Below are 19,427 nucleotides of genomic sequence, written 5' to 3' on the forward strand. Positions count from 1 at the left end.
GGCAGCGCCAACGGCCCGTACTCCCTCTCAGGAGAAGGTGAAGGTCATGACCACCAACCGCTTCAGGGGTATCGCTCTCGCCGGAGCCGGCGCACTGCTCGCGCCACTCGCCCTCGTCGCCGTGGCCCCCGCGGCGAACGCGGAATCACAGGCCGCTCCGTTCGGCCCCGCCTGCTCGTCCCTGCCGACCAGCGGCGAGGGCAGTGCCTCAGGCATGGCCGACGACCCGGTCGCCACCGCGGCGTCCAACAATCCCGAACTGTCGACGCTGGTCACCGCCGTCAAGAAGGCCGGTCTGGTCGACACCCTGAACAACGCCGAGAACATCACCGTCTTCGCACCCACGAACGATGCCTTCGAGAAGATCCCGAAGGCCGACCTCGACAAGATCCTCAACGACAAGGAACAGCTGACCGACCTCCTCACCTACCACGTCGTCGGTGAGAAGGTGACAGTCGACAAGCTGCCCGACGGCTCGTTCAAGACCCTCCAGGGCGGCGAGCTGACGACGTCCGGGTCCGGGGACGCCTTCACGGTGAACGACTCCGCGAAGATCGTCTGCGGTGACGTGACCACGAAGAACGCGACGGTCCACCTCATCGACACCGTTCTGACGCCCACGTCCTGAACCGGCGCTCAGTCGGGAGGCGTTGGTCAGCGGTCCTCCAGGTCCGCACGGCCGCCGGCGCCCAGCAGCCCCGTCGCCGCGAACGAGGTTCTGCGTTCCAGACGGGGCAGTTCCCGCTTCGAGAGCAGCGTGACCACCGGCGGCATGGCGCCGCGTACCACCTGTGTGGCACGGAGCCACGCAGGTGCGTACACGGCCGCGCTGCGCCGCTCGACGGCACGCACCATGCGCTCCGCCACGGTGGCCACGGGATAGACCTTCCGTGCGGGCCTCGGCATGTGCGCGCGCAGTTCCCGCAGTACGGGGTGTTCGTCGGCGTCGCGGATCATGTCGGTGTCGGTCCAGTTCAGGTAGGCGATGCCCACCCCGACACCTTCATGGGCGAGTTCGGCGCGCAGCGAATGAGCGAAGGACTCCACGCCGGCTTTGGAAGCGCAGTAGGCGCTCATCATGGGCGCTGCTCCGATGGAGGCCAACGACGCGATCTGCAGGTAGTAACCGCGGGTCGTTCGCAGGTGGGGGAGGAAGGCCCGTGCGCTGTTCGCGCTGCCGATCAGATTCACCTCGATGACGCGCCGCCAGGTAGCAGGGTCGGACTCGGCGAATGGGCCACCTTCGGCAACTCCCGCGTTCGCCACTACGACCGAGGCATGCCCGAGGCGGCTTCGGACCTCGCCGGCCACCTGTTCCATGCGGGCATCGTCGGTGACATCGACCTCCCAGCACAGGGCTCGCCCGGGAAGCGTGTCCCTCACCTCGGTCAGTGTCGCTTTCTCCCGGCCGAGCAGGGCCACCGTGGCTCCACGCCGAGCGAGCTCACGCGCCATCGCCGCGCCGAGGCCCCGTGCCGCGCCGGTCACGACGGCGACGCGGCCGTTCAGAGGACGAGCTGTGCCGGTCACATTGACCTCCTGGATGGGGACGGGGCGCCGACCTGAAGCGCACTTCTGCGGCACAGCCCATCTTCGTACATATGTCATGAAAGGTGCATCCGCGAGACGTTCCTGAAGGGAATCGGAGGCATGAAGCTGCAAGACGAACTGCCGGTGGATCACCACCTCGCCCGCGTGTACCGCTACGGAGCCGCGCTCTGCGGCGCTGTCCTGCTCATCTTCGGGTGCCTCGGCTTCGCCGACGCTCTGACCCCGTTCGATACTTCGGGCGACAAGATCGCCGGCATGACGACCAACGTCGCACTCAGCGCCATCTCGACCGTCGTGGGGCTCGCGCTCATCGCCGGAGCGGTTGTGGGCGGCAACTTCGCCTCCTCCCTGAACATGGCGGTCGGCGCACTCTTCCTGCTGAGCGGTTTCGCGCACATCTTCGTGCTCGACAAGCCTGCGAACATCCTCGACTTCGGGATGACGAACGTGCTGTTCAGCTTTGTGATGGGGCTGATCATCCTCACGTTCGGAATGTACGGACGAGTGACGAGCAGGCTCTCGCACGACAATCCGTACTGGCGGCGCCGGCACCCGCAGCAGACCGCCCATGAGTCCCAGGCCCGCCGACGAGCGGTTCAGAGCAGGTCCCAGTTCTGATCGATCCGGTTGCGCAGGCGGTTCAGCCCTCGGCGGGCATGACTCTTGACGGTGCCGAGCGGGATGCCGGTTCGCTCAGCGATCTGTATGTGCGTCAGATCCTCGTAGAACGCCATGCGGAGAACTTCGCGCTGTGGCGGTGGGAGCCGGATCAGCTCGGTCAGGAGAAGCGTGCGGTCCACGGCGGCGTCCGATGCCGTATTGCTCTCGTGCGATGCGGACAGGGCAAGCCTGTGGCCGGCGGCGTCGACGAGTCTGAGGCGCCGGGTTCTGGCGGCGAGCGCGTCGACGATCTTGCGGCGCGTGATGCCGACGAGCCAGGCGCCGAGTGGTCCACGCTCCGGGTGGAAGCCCGCACGCCCGCGCCAGGCGGCGAGAAAGACCTGCTGGGTCACGTCCTCGGCTTCGTACGCGTCACCGAGCGACCGGCACGCCATGGTGTGGACGAGGGGGCCCCAGCGCCTGAAAGCCGCCGCGAACGCGCCCTCGTCCGAGGCCATGAAGCCTCGCGTGATTTCCCGGTCACCCGCTGTCTCTTCGGCGGGAGGCCGCTGCTCCACGGGACGGCTTGTGGTGTGCATTGCTTGTTCTCCTGCCGGAGCGGACTGCGCAGGCCACCCGAGTCATCCGCCGACGGCGTCGGCCGCCTGCACGTTTACGACCAGTTTTGGAGGCACAAACGACGCAAGCAACACGCCTCGTTTATGCGTCGTATTGTGAAGGCGTGACTCCCTCTGACGAGACCGGACGGCAAGGCGGTGGTTTCACGACGGGCGAGGTGGCCAGGCGTCTCGGCGTCGCCCCTACGACGGTTCGCTCGTGGGACCGCCGGTACGGACTCGGCCCGCCTACGCACGCCGGAGGTAAGCACCGCCGCTGGACAACCGAGGACATCGCCCGGCTGGAGCGGATGTGCGCCCTCACCGCCACGGGTCTGCCGCCGGCGGAAGCCGCCAGGCTGGCACTTGAGGAGCGGCCCACCGACCTGGCATCGGCACCGCGGAAGGCCGCCCCGCCAGGCGTGGCACGCGGGACGGCACGAAAGCCGGCGCGCAGCCGTGCCCGTACCGGTCTGCAATTGGGTGACGTACGTCAGGAGTGCAGGGGGCTGGCCCGTGCCGCCCTCCGGCTGGACGCCGGCGTCCTCGACGAGCTGCTCGACGCAGTGATCGCCGACTACGGGCTGGTGACCGCCTGGAGCGAGGTCATCATGCCCACACTCCAGGCCGTCGGCCGCAAATGGGAGAGCGCGGGCGAACGGTACGTGGAGGTGGAACACTTCCTGTCCTGGCACGTTTCCGGCGCCCTTCGCCGCTGCGCCCCACCGGCTGCGGCCGAACGCTCGGGTGCCACGACGCTGCTCGCCTGCGTGCCCGGCGAGAACCACACGCTTCCCCTGGAAGTCCTCGCGGCCGTGCTCGCGGAGCGCGGCCTGCCGGTGCGCATGTTCGGCGCCGCCCTTCCTGCGGAGGCGCTCGTCGAGGCGGTACGGAGGACCGGGCCCGCGGCCGTCGGACTCTGGGCCCAGTCCCGTACGACCGCCAGCCGGCCACTGGCCCACCACGTGGCCACCATGGAGTGGGGTGTACGGGGAGCCCGCAGGCATCCGGTCGTACTGACCCTCGGGCCGGGCTGGGCCGGGAAGACGGTGCCCGGCCTGCTGCGGCCCACGGGACTCGCCGAAGCGATCACGGCTCTCGAAGCGGTCGTGGCCGGGTGACAGCCGACGGTTTCACGACGAAGGACGAGGGATGAAGGAGGCGGATGATGACTGATCAGCAGCGTCCACGGCCCGATGCCATTGTCGTCGGTGCCGGTCTGGCGGGTATCGCCTGCGCCCTGGATCTGGTCCGGGCCGGCCTGCGTGTCGAGGTGCTGGAAGCCTCCGACGGCGTGGGCGGCCGGATGCGCACGGACCGCAGGGACGGCTTCCTGCTGGACCGGGGCTTCCAGGTCTTCAACACCGCCTACCCGCAGGTGAAGAGGCGCCTCGCCCTGCGGGACCTGCGCCTGAGGCCGTTCACGCCAGGCGTTCTCGCCCAGACATCCACGGGACAGGTGCGCATCACCGACCCCACCAGGCGGCCCGGGGAGGCCGCGAGCCTGCTGCCCGGTCGCGTCCTCTCGGCGCGCGACCTCACCGCGCTCGCCACCCTCACCGCGCGCGACGTCCTGCTCCCCGCCGACGCCCTCAAGCGCCTGCCCGACCGCGCCACCTCGGCCGCCCTCACACGAGCCGGACTCTCTTCGCGTGCGGTCGACGACCTGCTGCGGCCCTTCCTGGCCGGAGTGTTCCTGGAGGATGAACTGGCGACCTCCGCACGCTACTTCCACATGGTCTGGCGCAGCATGGCGCGAGGCACGCTCTGTCTGCCTGCCGAAGGCATCGGTGCTGTGCCGGAGCAACTCGCGGCCGGTCTTCCGGACGGCACACTCCGCCTGGAAACCCCGGTCTCCGCGGTGACCGACACCGGTGTCCTCCTTCAGGACGGCGGTGAACGACCGGCGGCCCTGGTCGTGGTGGCCACGGACGGGGCGACGGCAGCCCGCCTGCTGCCGGGCCTGCCTGCCCCTGAAGGCCGCACGGTGACGACCTACTACCACGCGACCGGCACCTCACCCTTGGCCGAACCGACGCTGGTCGTGGACACCGGCCCGGTCGTCCTGAACACCTGCGTCCTCAGCGAGGTCACGCCCACCTACGCCCCGCCGGGCACCGCCCTGGTGTCGACCTCCGTACTGGGTGGCGACCGGCCGGGGCGGGAGGACGCGGTACGCGGGCGCCTGAGCGAGTTGTACGGCGCCGACACGAGCACCTGGACGTCGGTCGCCACGTACACCGTGCATGACGCCCTGCCCGCGATGCCGCCACCCTGGCCGCTGAGCCGCACCACCCGGTACGCCCCGGACCGGTATGTGTGCGGGGACCACCGCGCGACCGGATCGGTGCAGGGCGCCCTTGCATCGGGTACGCGTGCCGCAAGGGAGGTACTGGCCGACCGGATCTGTGGAGGCGAGCCCGACGTCATCCGCTGATTCCGTCAGTACAGCCCCGCCCGGCGCGCGATGTCCTCTCCGTGCTGCATGCGCAAGCGGGCCTCCTCGCCCAACGCGCCCATGACGCCCGCCACGACCGTCTCCAGCACAGCGAGGGTCGGGACGAGGCTGTCGTACGGGGAAGGGGCCGCCACCTGGCTGGGCAGTACCACCTCGGCGTGCGCGGCTGCGGGGGAGAGCCAGGTGTCGGTGAAGAGGATGATCTTTCCGCCCTGTTCCTGAACCAACGCGGACATCGTGGTCTTGTCGCTCTCGTAGCGCCGGTAGTCGAAGACGACCATGACGTCTCGGCGGGTGAGGGCGGCCAGTACGGCTGTCCGTTCGACGTCCCGGTCAGGGAGGAACCGGACGTCGTCGCGCAACTGCATGAGGTGCAGACCGAGGTACTGGGCGAGCAGATGGGTGAACCGGCCGCCCACCAGGGTGATGCGGCGTTTGGCGTCGGCGAGGAGTCGCACCGTGTGTTCGAAGTCGTGGGGAGGCAGCTCGGCGAGAGTGGCGGTGACGGCGGCGGTGAAGACCTGGTTGCCGTGCCGTAGCAGCGCCGATTCGGTGTCCGACTCCTCGGGTGGAGGACCGAAGTCGGTCGAGGAGTAGAGCGACAGCGGGGAGGCGTTGCGTTCGTCGAGTTCCGCTCGCAACGCGGCTTGGAAGTCGGGGAACCCGCGATAGCCCAAGCGGTTGGCGAAGCGGATGACGGTGGGAGCGCTGACAGCGGCCCGTTCGGCCAGAACGGCGACGGTCTCGAATCCGGCGGCCGGGTAGCCGGCCAGGAGGACTCTGGCTACCTTGCGCTCGGCGGGGCTGAGCTCGCCCAGCTTGTGCCGGATGTGTTCGGCGAGGGCGCCTGACGCCATTGTCTTCCGTTCCCTTCGGGTGTGCGGACTGTTTTGGGAGCCTACGGGCGGGGCCCGGCCGTGGGTACGACCGGTCCCCGCCTGAGAGGTACTAGCCCGCGGCTACCCGAATGTCCATGCCGATCAGTGTCTGCGGTGTGGAACGGTCGTCGCTCCAGGCCGTGAAGGCGGGTGGCTTGGTGAAGGTGATGGTGAAGCGCGGGCCGTCTTCGTACGTGGTCGCATCCGCCGTGCGCTGGGCTTTGGTGGCAGCCAGCGCGCGTGCTGTTGTCAGGAAGGAGTACGGAACACCGGCCGGGTTGGCCGCCGAGTAGAAGACATCGGTGTTGGCGGGGACGGGGGTGGCCGCGGAGGCGGCGAGCGGGCGCTTGCCGGTGGCGGGCAGCGTACGCCGATGGAGAGGGTCGTAGCGGTCGCCGTCGGTGAGGTAGGAGTAGCGCACGCCGGACAGGGACCAGCTCGCGCCGTGCGTCGCATGGGCGTGTCGCAGGTCCAGGACAGCGACGCCGCGCTGCCCGAGCACCCGCAACCGCTCGCGCGGGGACCCAGGGTGGTCCACGACCAGAGCCGTGTTCTCCTCCAGGGCGTACACCCGGTCGTGGCCGGTGTCGGATGCGAGCCGGACCGCCCGGCCCTCGCGGCCGTACGCCCCGGTGTGCGTATCGATCAGGCCCGACCGGAGAAAGCCGAAGCCGCCCTCGGGCTCGTAGCCAAGACGGGTGGCGTCCTCGAAGTATCCCGGGCTGCTTCCGTCGCGCAGACCCTCGTACGACTCGCCGCCCGTGACCATGTCGCGGCCCGCGGCGATCTGCGCTCCGGCACTCGAACCGGCAATGACGGCCCCCTCCGCCAGCTTGGTCCTGATGGCCGCCAGGACCTTGGTGTCGGTGTGCGCGGCCCCGTGCAGAAGCGTGGTGAGGTAGCGCGACTGGTCGCCGCCGCCGAAGAAGAAGCCGGTCATCGAGTTGACCTGGCGCACGACGGCGTCCGAGTCGGCGTTGGAGATGTGGTCGAGGTCGATGGGTATCCACTGCGCTTCGGCCGCGCCGTGCCGTTCGAAGAGGCCCGCGTAATAGGTCCCGTTGCACTGGGAGTTGCTGCACCGCTCGGGGTCGTCGGCGTCGGGGTCCTGGCTCGCGGGTACCGAGGAGGCGGTGATGACGCCTATGCGGGCGCGGTTGCCACCGGCTCGTTCGATGATCTCGCCGTAGACCTGCGTGTTGCCGTCCTTGAGTCCGCCGCCGACGAGCACCAGCGAACCGCCGTTTCGCGAGGCGTGGTTGCTGTCCGCGACGGCACCGGACGGTGTGACGGCGAGCGTGAGCAGGAGGGCGGTGGCCCCGCCGGCGAGGGCGGTGCGACGGGTACTTGACCGTGTGGGCACGGGAAAACCTCCGGATATCGTCGGAGAGCAGCTGGTGGTGTGTCCGGGACGGATGCGTCCCTGCCGGGCGTACGACGAGGGGCTGTTCACCCGGGCCTTGCGTCGCCGAGCCTCGCGACCAGGGCGGCCAGCAGGGCCACCCGGCTCGGCACGGTTGTCGTGTCGAGCCATTCCCCAGGGCTGTGGTCGGCGCCGCCGACCGGGCCGAGTCCGTCCAGGACGGGCACGCCGGCGCCCGCGATGATGTTGGCGTCACCGACCCCACCCGTGGTCGCGGCGCCCAGCGACATGCCCAACTCCTCTGCCAGGGAGCGTGCGTGGGCCATCATGCGATGGCTGGCGGATGTGTCCTCCATCGGCGGGCAGAGGTCGAGCTGTTCCACCGTGACGGTGGTGCCTGCGACCGCCGGCTGTGCGGCGGCCCGCTCGATCGCGGCCCGGGCCCGTACGATCCCGTCCGTCGTGACCGAGCGGACCTCGACGCGCAGCTCCGCTTCCGGGCAGACGATATTGGTCAGGGTTCCCGCCCGGACCACACCGACATTGACGGTCACGTCATCCCAGCGGCCATTGAGCGCCTGGAGAGCGATGACGAGGTGGGCGGCGGACAGGGCCGCGTTCGCGCCGCGTTCGGGTTCGATGCCGGAGTGGGCGGCGCGCCCGGTGACCGTAACGAGGAAGTCGGCGACGCCCTTGCGGGCGATCACCAGGTCGCCGTTCTCGCGGGCGCACTCCAGGGCCAGCCCGAAGTGCGCTCCCCGGACCGTCCGTTCGGTGACGGGGCGACTGGCGGGGGAGCCGATCTCCTCGTCGGGGGTGGCGAGGAAGACGATTTCCTCGTAGTCCTCCATGCCTGCCTCGGCGAGGATCTCCAGCGCGGCGAGCCCGGCGAGCAGGCCGCCCTTGTCGTCACTGACGCCGGGCCCGTGAGCGAGTGGCCCCAGAACGCGGAAGGGCCGCTTCGCGGCGGTCCCGTCGGGGAAGACGGTGTCCATGTGGGCGGCGAGCAAGATCCTGCGCCCGCCGTCCATGGCCGCGAGCCGGCCGCGCCTTCGGCCGATGACCACGTCCCCGGTGCGGACGCCGTCCACCGGGTCGGGGGTGACACGCTCGACGGCGAACCCGAGCGAGGTGAGCCGTCCGGCCGTCCAGTCGGCGACTCTGTCGACCCCGGCGGGATTGTGCGAACCGGAGTCGATGGCGACCAGTGCGGCCAGATCGGACAGGTACGTGCCGAGGCGCGCCTCGGCATGCGGGAGCAGCTCAAGGGCTCGTGGCCGCTGCCGGGAGGGCGCGGTCACAGGACCTTGGACAGGAAGGCGCGCGTGCGTTCCTGCTCCGGGTCGACCAGCACCTGACGAGGGTCGCCGGACTCGACCACGACACCGTCGTCCATGAAGACGGCCGTGTCGCCGACCTCGCGGGCGAACCCGATCTCATGCGTGACGACGACCATGGTCATGCCGTCGGCCGCCAACTGCCGCATGACGTCCAGGACGTCGCCCACCAGTTCGGGGTCGAGGGCCGACGTCGGCTCGTCGAAAAGCATCAGCTTCGGCTTCATGGCGAGCGCCCGGGCGATGGCGACACGCTGCTGCTGGCCGCCCGAGAGCTGTGCGGGATAGTGGCCCGCCCGGTCCGCGAGTCCGACCTGTTCGAGGAGTCGGCGGGCGTCGGCACGTGCCGTGGCAGTGCTCGCTCCGGTGACGCGGACAGGAGCCTCCATGATGTTCTGTTCGGCCGTCAGGTGAGGGAAGAGATTGAATCGCTGGAAGACCATGCCGATATCACGGCGGTGCGCGGCGATTTCCCTCTCGCGCAGCTCGTGCAGGCGGATGCCCCGCCGCCGGTAGCCGACGAGCTCGCCCTCAACCGCGAGCCGGCCCCCGTCGATCTTCTCCAGATGATTGATGCAGCGCAGGAACGTGGACTTGCCCGACCCCGAGGGGCCCAGCAGACAGCAGACCTGGCCGCGTTCGACGGTGAGATCGATGCCCTTGAGGACCTCGACCTTCCCGAAGTGCTTGCGCACGCCGCGAGCGTGCACCATGGACGCGCTCAACGGCCCTTCTCCTTCTCGGTCTTCGTGACGGAACCGCGGGCGAATCCGGTGAACATCCGCCGCAGGGGCGAGCTGTGGCCCCCGTGTGCCGCGCCTCTGCCGTAGCGCCGCTCCAGCCACGCCTGCGGGATGCTCAGCAGACTCACGAGGGCGAGGTACCAGAGAGAGGCGACGACAAGCATCGGGATGACCTGGTAGTTCTGCGCGTACACGTCCTGGATGTTGGACATCAGGTCATGGGCCGCGATGACCGAGACCAGGGCCGTCATCTTCAGCATGTTGATCGTCTCGTTGCCCATGGGCGGGATGATCACCCGCATGGCCTGGGGGAGCACGATCCTGCGCATGGTCAACGCCGGCCGCATACCGAGCGAGTGCGCGGCCTCGGCCTGCCCCGTGTCGACCGACTGAATCCCGGCGCGCACGATCTCCGAGGCGTACGCCGCCTCGTTGAGTCCGAGGGCGAGCAGGGCGGCGACGGTCGGTGTGAGGAGAGTGTTCGTGTCTGCCTGCACGAAGGTGATGTCGGTGAAGGGGATGCCGATGAGAACGCTCTTGTAGAGGGCCCCCGCGTACCCCCAGAAGATGATCTGGACGAGGAGCGGAGTTCCGCGGAACGCCCAGACGAACAGCGAGGACAGGCCGTACAGGACCGGGTTGGACGACAGGCGCATGACTGCGATGACGGTGCCGAGTACGAGTCCCAGCGCCATCGCCGCGACGGTGAGCCACAGCGTGGTGGCGAGGCCGTCGAAGATCAGGTCGGCGAAGAGGTAGTCGCCGATGATGTCCCAGTGCAGGTTCGCGTTGGTGGCGAGCGAGCCGATGAGGCCGCCCAGCGCGACGATCGAGACGAGAGCGGCGGCCCAGCGGCCGTAGTGCCGTACGGGTACGACGGTCAGGTCCTCGTCGGCCGGAAGCTCCTGATCGTGCGGGAGTCCGCGGTGCTGAGGGAGTGCGGTGGAGGTCATCTCTAGTCGACCGCCGCGTTCCGGGTGGCTTCCTCGACCGCGATGGAGGCCACGCCGTACTTCTCGAAGATCTTGGTGGCGGTGCCGTCGTCGATCAGGGACTGCAGCGCCTTCTGGATCGCGGTGGTGAGCTCGGGGAGCTTCTTGCTGACGGCGATGCCGTTGGGGGAGGCGTTGTAGCCGCCTGTCGCGGCCGGGTCGTCCACGACCTCGAAGGCATTGCCGCCGTCGGCGGTCTTGGCGGTCCAGCCGGCCGCGGGCTTGGTCAGCACCTGGGCGACGACCTTGTTCGCGCGCAGGGCGAGCTGGGCGTCGGAGTCCTTGGGAAAGGTCAGGATGCCGATCTCACCGCGGCCGGCTTTCTCACAAGCCTTCTGGTGATCCTTGAGCAGGTCGAGCTGGTTGGTCGCCGCCTGCACCGCGACCTTCTTGCCGCACAGGTCGTCGAGCGTGGTGATCTTCTCGGCGTTGCCCTTGGCCACCATGATTCCGGAGCCGGACACGGAGTAGTCGACGAAGTCGACGACGGCCTGCCGTTCCTTGTTGTCGGTCATGGCGGACATCGCCACGTCGAACTTGCCCGCCTGGATCGCGGGCACGATCCCGTCGAACTTCTGCGGCGTGAAGGCGAACCGGACCCCGAGACGGGCGCCGATGGCCTGCCCCAGGTCGTAGTCCAGGCCGGTGAGTTCCTTCTTCCCCTCGGTCACGAACATCTCGAAGGGTGCGTACGGGACGTCGGTCGCCACGCGAACGGTGCCGGACTTCTTCACGGCGTCGGGGAGCGAGTCGTGCAGCTTCGTGTCCTTCTCGACGGTCACCCCGGCGACTTCCGCCTTCGCGGGCACCTCGGCCGCGGTTCCGTCACCGGTCCCGCCACCCTCGCCGCAAGCCGCGAGAGCCAGCATCGCGGCAGCGGCAAGTGCGGCGGTCGCAGCGCGAGCGGAGACATGGGCGTACTTCATGTGCGTTCCCTCCCGAAGGATTGCCGGCCGAGGATGACTTCCTCGCTCGGCCCGCCCCAGAAATTACACAGTGCCGAGCAATCTGCATAGATGTAATGAGCGTTACTTCGCCGTGATGTGGGAGGCAGGTGCGTGAAGCGGGCCATAAGGAACGCGACAGAGCTGCACGCTGCTCACTGCGAGACCCGTCGCGTCGACTCTTCGGGCGTTACATCTAGCGCACCGCACGCGGTATCTGTACGTTCCATCACCACCGACGTCGCGTCGGTCCCTCTTCCCTCCATCCCTGGGAGAACTCCGTGCTGCTGAGCTTCACCACCCATGCCGCCCCCGCCCGACGGACCACCTCGACGAGACGGGGAGTCCTCCGGCTGACGACCTGTCTGGCCGCGTCCCTGGCACTGCTCGCACCCACCCTCATCACGGCGGAACCCGCCCACGCCTCCGCCAAGCGCATCCGGCTCGGCAGCTCTTCCGACGTCAGCCGCGGTACGTGGTCCGGTCCCGCCCACACCATGAACGGCTCCGGCGCCGTCGTCCCCGCGACGATGACTAAGGCCATCGACGCCATCCGCGGCGGATCCGGCACGCTGGACGTCGTGGTTCTCGCCGGCTCCGCACCCACTTCGGGCAGTGCGACCCCCGAGTGCGACACGATCAGCACGCTGGCCGGTGTGAACTCCTGCACCACCTGGACGCTCACGACCCGCAACGACGGCAACAACAGCGCGGCCAACGCGGACATCCGCAATGCCGAGTTCGTGTACTTCGCCGGTGGCGACCAGTGCGACTACGCCGACTGGAAGGGCACCAGCCTCCAGGCCTCGGTGAAGTCCGTGGTCACGAAGGGCGGCGGCTCCGGTGGCGGAAGCGCCGGTCACCACATCAACAGCTCGATCGTCTACGACGCCTGCGGCGGCAGTGTCACCTCGGACGAAGCGCTGTACGACCCGTACGACCCGGCGATGACCTTCACCACCGGTATGTTCAGCTGGCCCAACTACGCCAACACCATCAACGACTCCCACTTCGTCACCCGCGACCGGATGGGCCGGACCATGGCCTTCGTCGCCCGCGCGATCGAGGACGGCCTCACCACCGGTGGGGCAGCGTGGGGCGTTGGCGTGGACGACGGCGGTTCCCTGTTCGTCGACCGGAACGGCCTGGCCACCGTCGCGGGAGCCGACACCTTCGTCGTCCTGGGCGACCACCGCCCCGAGCGCGCCGACCCCGACCGTTACCTGACCTACTACGACTACAAGATCTGGCGCCTGCGCCCCGGCCAGACCTACGACTTCAAGAACCGCCCCACCTGCGGCTACTACCTCCGCAGCATCGTCACCGGCGTCGCCGACGGCAATCTCTACAACGGAAGTCCAGTCACTCCTTGCGGATGACTTCCGTAAGCTCCTGGCCTGTCCTACGGGGTCGGTGCGCGGGAACTGTACGAGGCCCTGTCGTGGGACGAGGGGGTGGAGCCGTACGACACGAGGCGGTCGAGCTGACCCGCGCCGCTCATGACCGTGGACGGGGCGGCGCCATCGCCCAGCGGATCGCGGTGGTCAGCGCGCGTCCGGTGGGGGTCACGCATGCTTCCGCGGCGCGCGGCAGTTGAGGCAGTTGCAGCGACGTGCGGGCCCATCGGGGGAGTGCGGCGACGGAATTCGCGGCGAGTACCGCGTAAGGTGCACGCGCGACCCAGGGCAGGGGCGGGTGCAGCAGGATGAAGCGTGCTGCCTGGCGTGCCTCTTTCGTCGGGCGCAGTTCGCACCGATAGGCCGAGAGCCGGGCGTCGAGCTCTCTCCTGTCGCGAGGAGGATCGGCGATGCCGAGTGCTTCCGCGACTCGTGCCATGTCGCAGACGTAGCCGTCGTAGCCGGCGGCATCGAGCGGCTCGGCTCCGTATCGCTGGTGGGCGAGCAGGAAACTGTCGACCTCGGCCACATGCACCCAGCCGAGAAGGTGCGGGTCGGCGGCTTCGTAGGCTTCCCCGGACGGGGCCGTTCCGTGCACGCGGCTGTGGACGGCTCGCACCCGGTCGACCGCCTGCTGCGCGTGCTCCGCTGTTCCGTACGTGGTTACGGCGAGGAAGGTACTGGTGCGCTGCAGCCGCCCCCAGGGGTCGCCGCGGTAGCCGGAATGGGCGTCTACGGCAGCCATGGCCAGCGGGTGCAAGGACTGGAGGAGCAGTGCTCGAAGTCCACCGATGAACATGGACGCATCACCGTGGACGGTACGAATCGGCCGGTCGGGACCGAACCAACGGGGGCCGGGGGTCTCGTGGATACGAGCGCGGTTCTCGGGACCTGCGGGACCGGCGACCCGGGCGAATACGGCGCTGCCGAGCCGCTCGCGCAAGCGGGCTGCGCTACGGGCGGACGAGTCCATAAGGCCAGTATGCGTCCATGAATCGTGCCTTGGTGAGTGAGGAGCGGTCTGCCCTGATTACGTCGAGAGGCCGTATCGGAGGAATCCGATACGGCCTCTCGGCAAGTCAGGCAGGAGTCAGACGAGCAGCTTCGCCTTCGCCTGCTCGTACTCCGCCTCGCTCAGATCACCCTTGTCCTTCAGCTGGGCGAGCTTCGCCAGGTCGGCCACATGGCTCTGGGTGCCTTCTCCCTCGCTCGCGGCGGCCTGCCGCACGTACTGCTTGAACGCGGCCTCCTGGTCCTTGGCCTGCTTCACGTCCCGCTCGCCCATGCTCCGGCCGCGGGCGATGAGGTAGACGAGCACGCCGACGTACGGCAGAAGGATGACGAAGACCAGCCAGCCGGCCTTCCCCCAGCCGCTCAGCGAGTGGTCGCGGAAGATGTCCGTGACCACCTTGAAGAGCAGGAAGAACCACATCACCCAGAGGAACAGATACAGCATGGTCAGGAAGACGTTCAGGAGCGGGTAATCGTCCACGGCAGACTCCGATCGCATGATTTGTCCCCTATTCATACATCCGGGTCAGATGTCCCGCATCCTGATCGCCGCAGCGATCGGCAGTCGGTGTGCCGCCGGGTGTTCGATTCGGAGGTCAGGGCGCCAGGCCGTCAGGATCTGCGCCGACGGGTGGAACAGCGGCTCCGGGATCTCGTCGAGGCCGGTCCACCGCCATGTGCTGATCAGCTGCGGCTCGGTCACCTCGGGGACGCCGGAGCCCACGGTCACCACCGCCCCCATGGAGATGCGGTTGATGCCCCCGACCACGTCGTGCAGCATCGCGAAGACCGTGACCGCGTCCTCGGGGACGTCGAGTCCGGTCTCCTCGCGCAGTTCCCGTACGGCCGCGGCGGCGATGGACTCGTTCGTGGGGTCGACCTTGCCGCCCGGCAGCTCCCACGTGCCGCTCCGGTGCAGGCCCAGCAGAATCCGGCCCTCCTGATCCTGCACGATGACACCCACGCCGAGCGCCGCCTGCGCCGTCGGCGGACGGGTGTTGCGGGTGTGACGGTCCACGGGATCAGTGGTCATGCTGCTCTGCTTCCTGCGGGTACGGGACGGGCACGGGGCGGGTGGGGCGCCGCGGCCGGCGGTGCGGACGCGGCGCCCGCGGTCGTCAGCGGTCCTGCGACAGGGCGTACAGCTCGGCGAAGAGTCCGCCCGCGTGCGCCAGCTGTTCGAAGGTCCCTTCCTCCCGGATCCTGCCCTTGTTGAGTACGACGATCCGGTCGGCCATCCTCACATTGTCCAGGCGGTGGGTGACGACCAGGGTGATCCGGTCCGGTGCCATCCCGCGCAGCGCCGAGAAGATCTGGTGCTCGCCCCGGGCGTCCATCTCGCTCGTGGGTTCGTCGAGGATGAGGAAGCCGGGCCTCCGGTACATCGCACGCGCGCACGCCAGTCGCTGCCACTGACCGCCGGACAGCTCGTGTCCGCCCCACAGGGAGCGGGCGAGCAGGGTGTCCAAACCGTCGGGCAGCTCCCGGATCGCCTCGTCCATGCCGACCTGCTCGGCGGCCTGCCACGCGAGATCGTCGCCGTGCGTCCGGGGCTGACCGAGGGTGATGTTCTCGCGTGCGGCGAGCGGCCAGTGGCCGTTCTGCTGGGGTACGAGGCCGACATGCCGCCAGACCGATTCGGCGTCCGCGGTGGCCAGGTCGGTGCCGTCCCAGTGCACCGAGCCGCCGGTGGGGAGTGTCAGCCCGGTCAGCAGGCGTACGAGTGTCGACTTGCCGGCACCGTTCTCGCCGACCAGCGCCACGACCTCGCCCCGGCGCAGCGTGAGGGAGACCGGGTGCAGAGCGGGCGCGGTCTTCTTCGGATAGCTGAACGAGGCCTGAGCCAGGCGGATCTCGGCGGGGGCCTGCGGGGTCGCGCCGCCCCGGCGGGTGGTGAGTTCGCGGGCCCGGCCGAGGAAGCGGTGGTAGTCGTCCAGATAGAGGGCGTGATGGAACATCGCCGCGCCGTACCGGATCACCGAGTTCAGCGAGCGCCCCGCGGTCTGGGACGCGACGATCGCGGTGCCCGCGATGGCGAGCGTCATCCGGTCCGACACGACGAGCGCCGCCAGCGATCCCCACATCCCGACGGTGAACACGCCGCTGAGCGAGGCCGCGAGGGTGTTGACGCGCAGGTGGAGCGGCGCCGCGGCGAGTGCCCGGCCCTCCACGCGGTCACACATCGTGCGGTACCAGAAGTGCAGATAGGGGCGCATCGTGTTGGCGCGCAGCTCGTCGGCGAGCGTCGGTGTGGTGAGGAACCAGCGCATCATTCCCCGGGTGTTGCGGGCCGAGACCGAGGCGTCGAACACCCGGTAGTCGATCCGGGCACTGATCACGCCGCCCATCCCGCGCGGCACTACGGACAGCAGCAGCACGCCGAGGAGCAGCGGATGCAGCACGGTGAGCACGGACGCGGCCGAGACCAGCTGGACGAGGCCGTTGGTCATGCTCTTGGCGTCCTCGGCGAGGTCGACGGCGCGCATCGCGCCGATCTCCGCCGCCTGGCTCCGGTCGGTGAACCCCTCCTCGTCGTACGCGGACAGCTCGACCCGCATGAGCAGGTCCACCATGGCCAGATCCGTGGCCGAGGCGATCTGCGGGTTGAGCCGGCGGGTGGCCCAGTCCGCCACGATCCACGCGGCCGATCCCACTCCCAGCGCCACTCCCGCCACCAGCAGCGAGGGCGCCGACTCGCGCAGGCCCGCCGCCGCGTCGGCGGCGCCGAACAGGGGGCCCATGGCGTCGGCCACGGCGGCGAGCATCACCGCCGTCCCGATGCCCGAGAGGATCTGGCACACGAGTACGGTCACGACCATGCGCCGGTCGACCGACCAGGCGAGCCGGAAGGTGCGTCCGAGCGCGGCCGGGATGCGACGCGCCATGTCCGCCAGTGACGCGTCCTGCATCGCGTTGGAGTGCACCCGTCCGGTGAAGCTCAGCTCGGGCGGTGCGGGAGGACGCGGAATCCCGGACTTCTTCTCCTGGCGCGGAACGGCGGTGGCGGCATCGCCGGACCCCCCTGAAGCGTCAATATCGGGTGTGGACAGGCCGAGGGCCGAGCGGATCACATCGAACGTGGGATGAACGCGCAAACGCCCAAAGCGGGTGCGGACGGGACTCATCGCTCCTCCTGAGGTGGTGTCGCCGGACACGAGCGCCCGGACAACGCCGCTGATCAAGCGGCCGTAACGGAGGAGCTGGGACTACCTGTCGAGTGGATGTTCGTGCGGGACCGCGCACCCCGTGGAGCGTCCGGCGTGGCGGCCGTAATCCTGCGTTCGAATCACTCGTGCGGTGGGAAGACGCTCGATCGGGGGATTGCATTGCGTTGGTGAAGCGCGGGAGGTTCGTGATTTCCCGCAGTGACCGAGCGCCGCACGCGGGCCCTTGCGAAGGTATACGCATCCGGCGTCGTCGGGTCCGCCGACCGGTTTTGTCATGGACCAGGCCGACGGATCGGCGCGGCGTCATGGGTGCAGGGCCGGGTCAGACGGTGAGGCGCAGCGATGTGGCGCAGATGCCCAGTCGGACGGTCTGGCCCCACGTCAGTTCCAGGGCGTCGGCCTCCATTCCGTCGCCGAAGACCACCAACCGGTCCGACTCGACGGTGAGTTCCAGGCCCTGGCCACGCCCCAGTTCCCCCGCCACGAGCGAGGTACCTGTCGCGGGCGACGGCCATGCCTCGCGTACGAACCACAGCAGCCGGGGATCGGACGGGGCCGGCAGGCTCAGCTCGCTGCCGCGTTCCAGCCAGAGGGAGCGCAGCCATCCCGTCGCGCCGGTCCCGGTCCCGACCAGGACGCCCGACGAGGCCTGGGCCTCTCCGGTACGAGGGGCGCCGTCGGCGGTCAGGCGGTAGCGGGCTGTCTGGTGGCCGGGCGGGCCGAGATAGATCTCGTTCAGTGCGATCAGCCGCTGGGTGTCGTCCGCCACCGCCTCGACCATGGTGAGCGTGTCCACCTGGGCGCCCGGTGCCGCCGCCGACCGGAGGAGGGCTGCGGCGTCGCTCGCGCGGTGGCGCACGAGGACGCCCGGATTGCGCCCCGGATCGGTGTCGATGCCCACCACCGGCTGGCCCGACAGATACTTGGCGGCGTTGGCGACCAGACCGTCCTGGCCGACCACGACCACCACGTCCTCGGGGCCGAAGAGGAATCGGTCGAGATCCGCGCGCTCCACCCGGGACCGCCGCCACTGGAGCGGCACGGCCGCGGCGACCTCCGTGAGGGCCTGCTGCGTACGGTGGTGGCGCAGGGCCACCTCCTCGATGGACCGGCCCCGGTTGGCGAGGAAGAACGCCGCCTGACCGTGGGTGCCGTGCCGGGCCAGCAACTCCTCGTACTCGGTGGTGCGGTGGACGAGCACCGCCCGCGGGGCGAGGCTCACGCCCGTGTCCCGGGCTCCGGGCGGCCGAGCTTGGCGAGCAGGCCGGTGAGGATGTCGGGGGAGAGGGTGAGACTGTCGATGCGCGGCAGATTCTCGGCCAGTCGCGTGGCGGCCAGGGCGTGCAGGGTCCCGGGGTCGACGTCCGCGTGGACGCGCAGCCAGGCGGCCTGGGCCTCGGCGCGCGCCGCTCCGATGTCACGGGCGGCTTCGGCGTCCGCGCGCGAGATGCGCACCTTGCGGGCCGCCTCGGCCTCCGTTCGCACTCCGTCGGCCGCCGCCTTCTCCTCGGCCTCGCGTCGCGCGTTGATGCCGCGCTGGTCCACCAACTGCTCTTCCCTGCGGGCCAGTTCGATCTGGCTGGCGAGCTCGTTCTCGGCGATGGCGCGCTCCCGCTCGACCGCGACGGCCCGGCGCTCGTAGGTGGCCCGGTCGGCCTCCTGCTGGATCTGCTCCCGGGCGGGGGTCCGCAGGGCCCGTTCTACCTCCGCCTCGGGCCGGATGGCCACCACGCGTACGGCCACGACGTCGATACCGGTGTCGGGCAGGCGCGGTTCGGCGGCGAGGCCCGCGGCGACCCGTTCCCGTACCGCGGCGACGCCGTCCACGAGCGCGGCGGCGAGCGGTGTGCGGGCCAGTGCGTCCAGCGTGTGCTGCTGCGCGGTCTCGGTGAGCAGGGTGCCGATCTGCTCCAGTGGCGCGCTCCGCCAGGCACCGGTGTCGGGGTCCACGGAGAAGTCCAGCCGGGCCGCGGCTCCGGCGGGGTCGCTGATCCGGTACGTGACCGTGGCCTGCACGGTGACGTCCTGGAAGTCGGCCGTGCGGGCGTGGAAGGCCATGGCGAGTTCGCGGTCGTCGACCGGCACCTCGGAGAGCGCCGCGGTCAGTGACCGGTACCAGAAGCTGAGCCCGGTGCCGTCGTGGCTGAGCTTGCCGCGCTTGTGGTGGCGGATGTGCGCGGTGGGCGCGGAGCGCAGGTGGCGCCAGCCGAAGCGCCTCGTGATGTCGGCCATGTGGAATCCCGCCCTCTCATTGTCGTCACATAGACGATAATGGGGATGGGCTCATATCGTCAAGAGGACGAAAAGGGCGTGTGGTCCGTGAGGGCTGGGAACGCGGCCGGCCGGTGACCTCGACTGCGGTCACCGGC

At 69.6% G+C, this 19,427-nt stretch carries 19 protein-coding genes; 5 read left to right on the forward strand and 14 right to left on the reverse strand.

What is annotated here, in order from left to right:
- The first annotated feature begins 46 nt into the window (after positions 1-46).
- Complete coding sequence (locus tag ACWGO0_RS26690; RefSeq protein ID WP_453540076.1) at positions 47-628, forward strand: fasciclin domain-containing protein; 582 nt, start codon at positions 47-49, stop codon at positions 626-628.
- A gap of 26 nt (positions 629-654) precedes the next feature.
- Here the strand turns inward: ACWGO0_RS26690 and ACWGO0_RS26695 are convergent, their stop codons facing one another.
- On the reverse strand, positions 655-1,530 hold the full coding sequence (locus tag ACWGO0_RS26695) for an SDR family oxidoreductase (RefSeq protein ID WP_453540079.1): 876 nt from the start codon (positions 1,528-1,530) through the stop codon (positions 655-657).
- Between the two features lie 120 nt (positions 1,531-1,650).
- Here ACWGO0_RS26695 and ACWGO0_RS26700 point away from each other — a divergent pair, with 120 nt between their 5' ends.
- Positions 1,651-2,169, forward strand: a complete 519-nt coding sequence (locus ACWGO0_RS26700) for a DUF4383 domain-containing protein (protein ID WP_453540082.1) — start codon at positions 1,651-1,653, stop codon at positions 2,167-2,169.
- Here ACWGO0_RS26700 and ACWGO0_RS26705 read toward each other — a convergent pair.
- A complete protein-coding gene (locus ACWGO0_RS26705; RefSeq protein ID WP_453540085.1) occupies positions 2,148-2,750 on the reverse strand; it encodes a sigma-70 family RNA polymerase sigma factor in 603 nt (200 codons plus the stop codon). The genes ACWGO0_RS26700 and ACWGO0_RS26705 overlap by 22 nt on opposite strands.
- A 143-nt stretch (positions 2,751-2,893) precedes the next feature.
- On the opposite strand from ACWGO0_RS26705, the gene ACWGO0_RS26710 reads away from it, so the two are divergent.
- Both ACWGO0_RS26710 and ACWGO0_RS26715 read left to right on the forward strand, forming a co-directional pair.
- Entirely contained in the window at positions 2,894-3,889 is a 996-nt protein-coding gene (locus tag ACWGO0_RS26710; RefSeq protein ID WP_453540088.1) for a MerR family transcriptional regulator, read from the forward strand.
- Positions 3,890-3,936: 47 nt separating this feature from the next.
- Positions 3,937-5,205, forward strand: a complete 1,269-nt coding sequence (locus tag ACWGO0_RS26715; protein ID WP_453540091.1) for an NAD(P)/FAD-dependent oxidoreductase — start codon at positions 3,937-3,939, stop codon at positions 5,203-5,205.
- 5 nt (positions 5,206-5,210) lie between these two features.
- Here the strand turns inward: ACWGO0_RS26715 and ACWGO0_RS26720 are convergent, their stop codons facing one another.
- The 6 genes from ACWGO0_RS26720 to ACWGO0_RS26745 form a co-directional block, all read right to left on the reverse strand.
- Positions 5,211-6,083, reverse strand: coding sequence for a MurR/RpiR family transcriptional regulator (locus ACWGO0_RS26720; protein WP_453540094.1), 873 nt, complete (start codon positions 6,081-6,083; stop codon positions 5,211-5,213).
- 91 nt (positions 6,084-6,174) lie between these two features.
- Positions 6,175-7,467 (reverse strand): cyanophycinase, encoded by a 1,293-nt coding sequence (locus ACWGO0_RS26725; RefSeq protein WP_453540097.1) that lies wholly within the window; start codon positions 7,465-7,467, stop codon positions 6,175-6,177.
- 86 nt (positions 7,468-7,553) lie between these two features.
- On the reverse strand, positions 7,554-8,768 hold the full coding sequence (locus ACWGO0_RS26730; protein ID WP_453540100.1) for a M20/M25/M40 family metallo-hydrolase: 1,215 nt from the start codon (positions 8,766-8,768) through the stop codon (positions 7,554-7,556).
- On the reverse strand, positions 8,765-9,517 hold the full coding sequence (locus ACWGO0_RS26735; RefSeq protein ID WP_453540136.1) for an amino acid ABC transporter ATP-binding protein: 753 nt from the start codon (positions 9,515-9,517) through the stop codon (positions 8,765-8,767). The genes ACWGO0_RS26730 and ACWGO0_RS26735 overlap by 4 nt, the downstream gene beginning before the upstream one ends.
- Before the next feature lie 8 nt (positions 9,518-9,525).
- Complete coding sequence (locus ACWGO0_RS26740) at positions 9,526-10,500, reverse strand: amino acid ABC transporter permease (RefSeq protein WP_453540103.1); 975 nt, start codon at positions 10,498-10,500, stop codon at positions 9,526-9,528.
- A gap of 2 nt (positions 10,501-10,502) precedes the next feature.
- Complete coding sequence (locus ACWGO0_RS26745) at positions 10,503-11,465, reverse strand: ABC transporter substrate-binding protein (protein WP_453540106.1); 963 nt, start codon at positions 11,463-11,465, stop codon at positions 10,503-10,505.
- A gap of 299 nt (positions 11,466-11,764) precedes the next feature.
- Here ACWGO0_RS26745 and ACWGO0_RS26750 point away from each other — a divergent pair, with 299 nt between their 5' ends.
- Complete coding sequence (locus ACWGO0_RS26750) at positions 11,765-12,862, forward strand: hypothetical protein (RefSeq protein WP_453540109.1); 1,098 nt, start codon at positions 11,765-11,767, stop codon at positions 12,860-12,862.
- A gap of 118 nt (positions 12,863-12,980) precedes the next feature.
- Here the strand turns inward: ACWGO0_RS26750 and ACWGO0_RS26755 are convergent, their stop codons facing one another.
- The 6 genes from ACWGO0_RS26755 to ACWGO0_RS26780 form a co-directional block, all read right to left on the reverse strand.
- Positions 12,981-13,853 (reverse strand): oxygenase MpaB family protein, encoded by an 873-nt coding sequence (locus tag ACWGO0_RS26755; RefSeq protein WP_453540112.1) that lies wholly within the window; start codon positions 13,851-13,853, stop codon positions 12,981-12,983.
- 117 nt (positions 13,854-13,970) lie between these two features.
- The gene (locus ACWGO0_RS26760; protein ID WP_453540115.1) at positions 13,971-14,372 is read right to left on the reverse strand and encodes an SHOCT domain-containing protein; all 402 of its coding nucleotides are present in this window, start codon (positions 14,370-14,372) and stop codon (positions 13,971-13,973) included.
- Positions 14,373-14,417: 45 nt separating this feature from the next.
- Positions 14,418-14,924 (reverse strand): nucleotide triphosphate diphosphatase NUDT15, encoded by a 507-nt coding sequence (locus ACWGO0_RS26765; RefSeq protein ID WP_453540118.1) that lies wholly within the window; start codon positions 14,922-14,924, stop codon positions 14,418-14,420.
- An 85-nt stretch (positions 14,925-15,009) separates the two neighbouring features.
- The gene (locus ACWGO0_RS26770; RefSeq protein WP_453540139.1) at positions 15,010-16,800 is read right to left on the reverse strand and encodes an ABC transporter ATP-binding protein; all 1,791 of its coding nucleotides are present in this window, start codon (positions 16,798-16,800) and stop codon (positions 15,010-15,012) included.
- A gap of 580 nt (positions 16,801-17,380) precedes the next feature.
- Complete coding sequence (locus ACWGO0_RS26775; protein WP_453540121.1) at positions 17,381-18,280, reverse strand: hypothetical protein; 900 nt, start codon at positions 18,278-18,280, stop codon at positions 17,381-17,383.
- Positions 18,277-19,290, reverse strand: a complete 1,014-nt coding sequence (locus ACWGO0_RS26780) for an SPFH domain-containing protein (protein WP_453540124.1) — start codon at positions 19,288-19,290, stop codon at positions 18,277-18,279. Before ACWGO0_RS26780 ends, ACWGO0_RS26775 begins: the two co-directional genes overlap by 4 nt.
- Between the last annotated feature and the right edge of the window lie 137 nt (positions 19,291-19,427).

This window comes from Streptomyces sp. NPDC055749 (genome assembly GCF_053617235.1).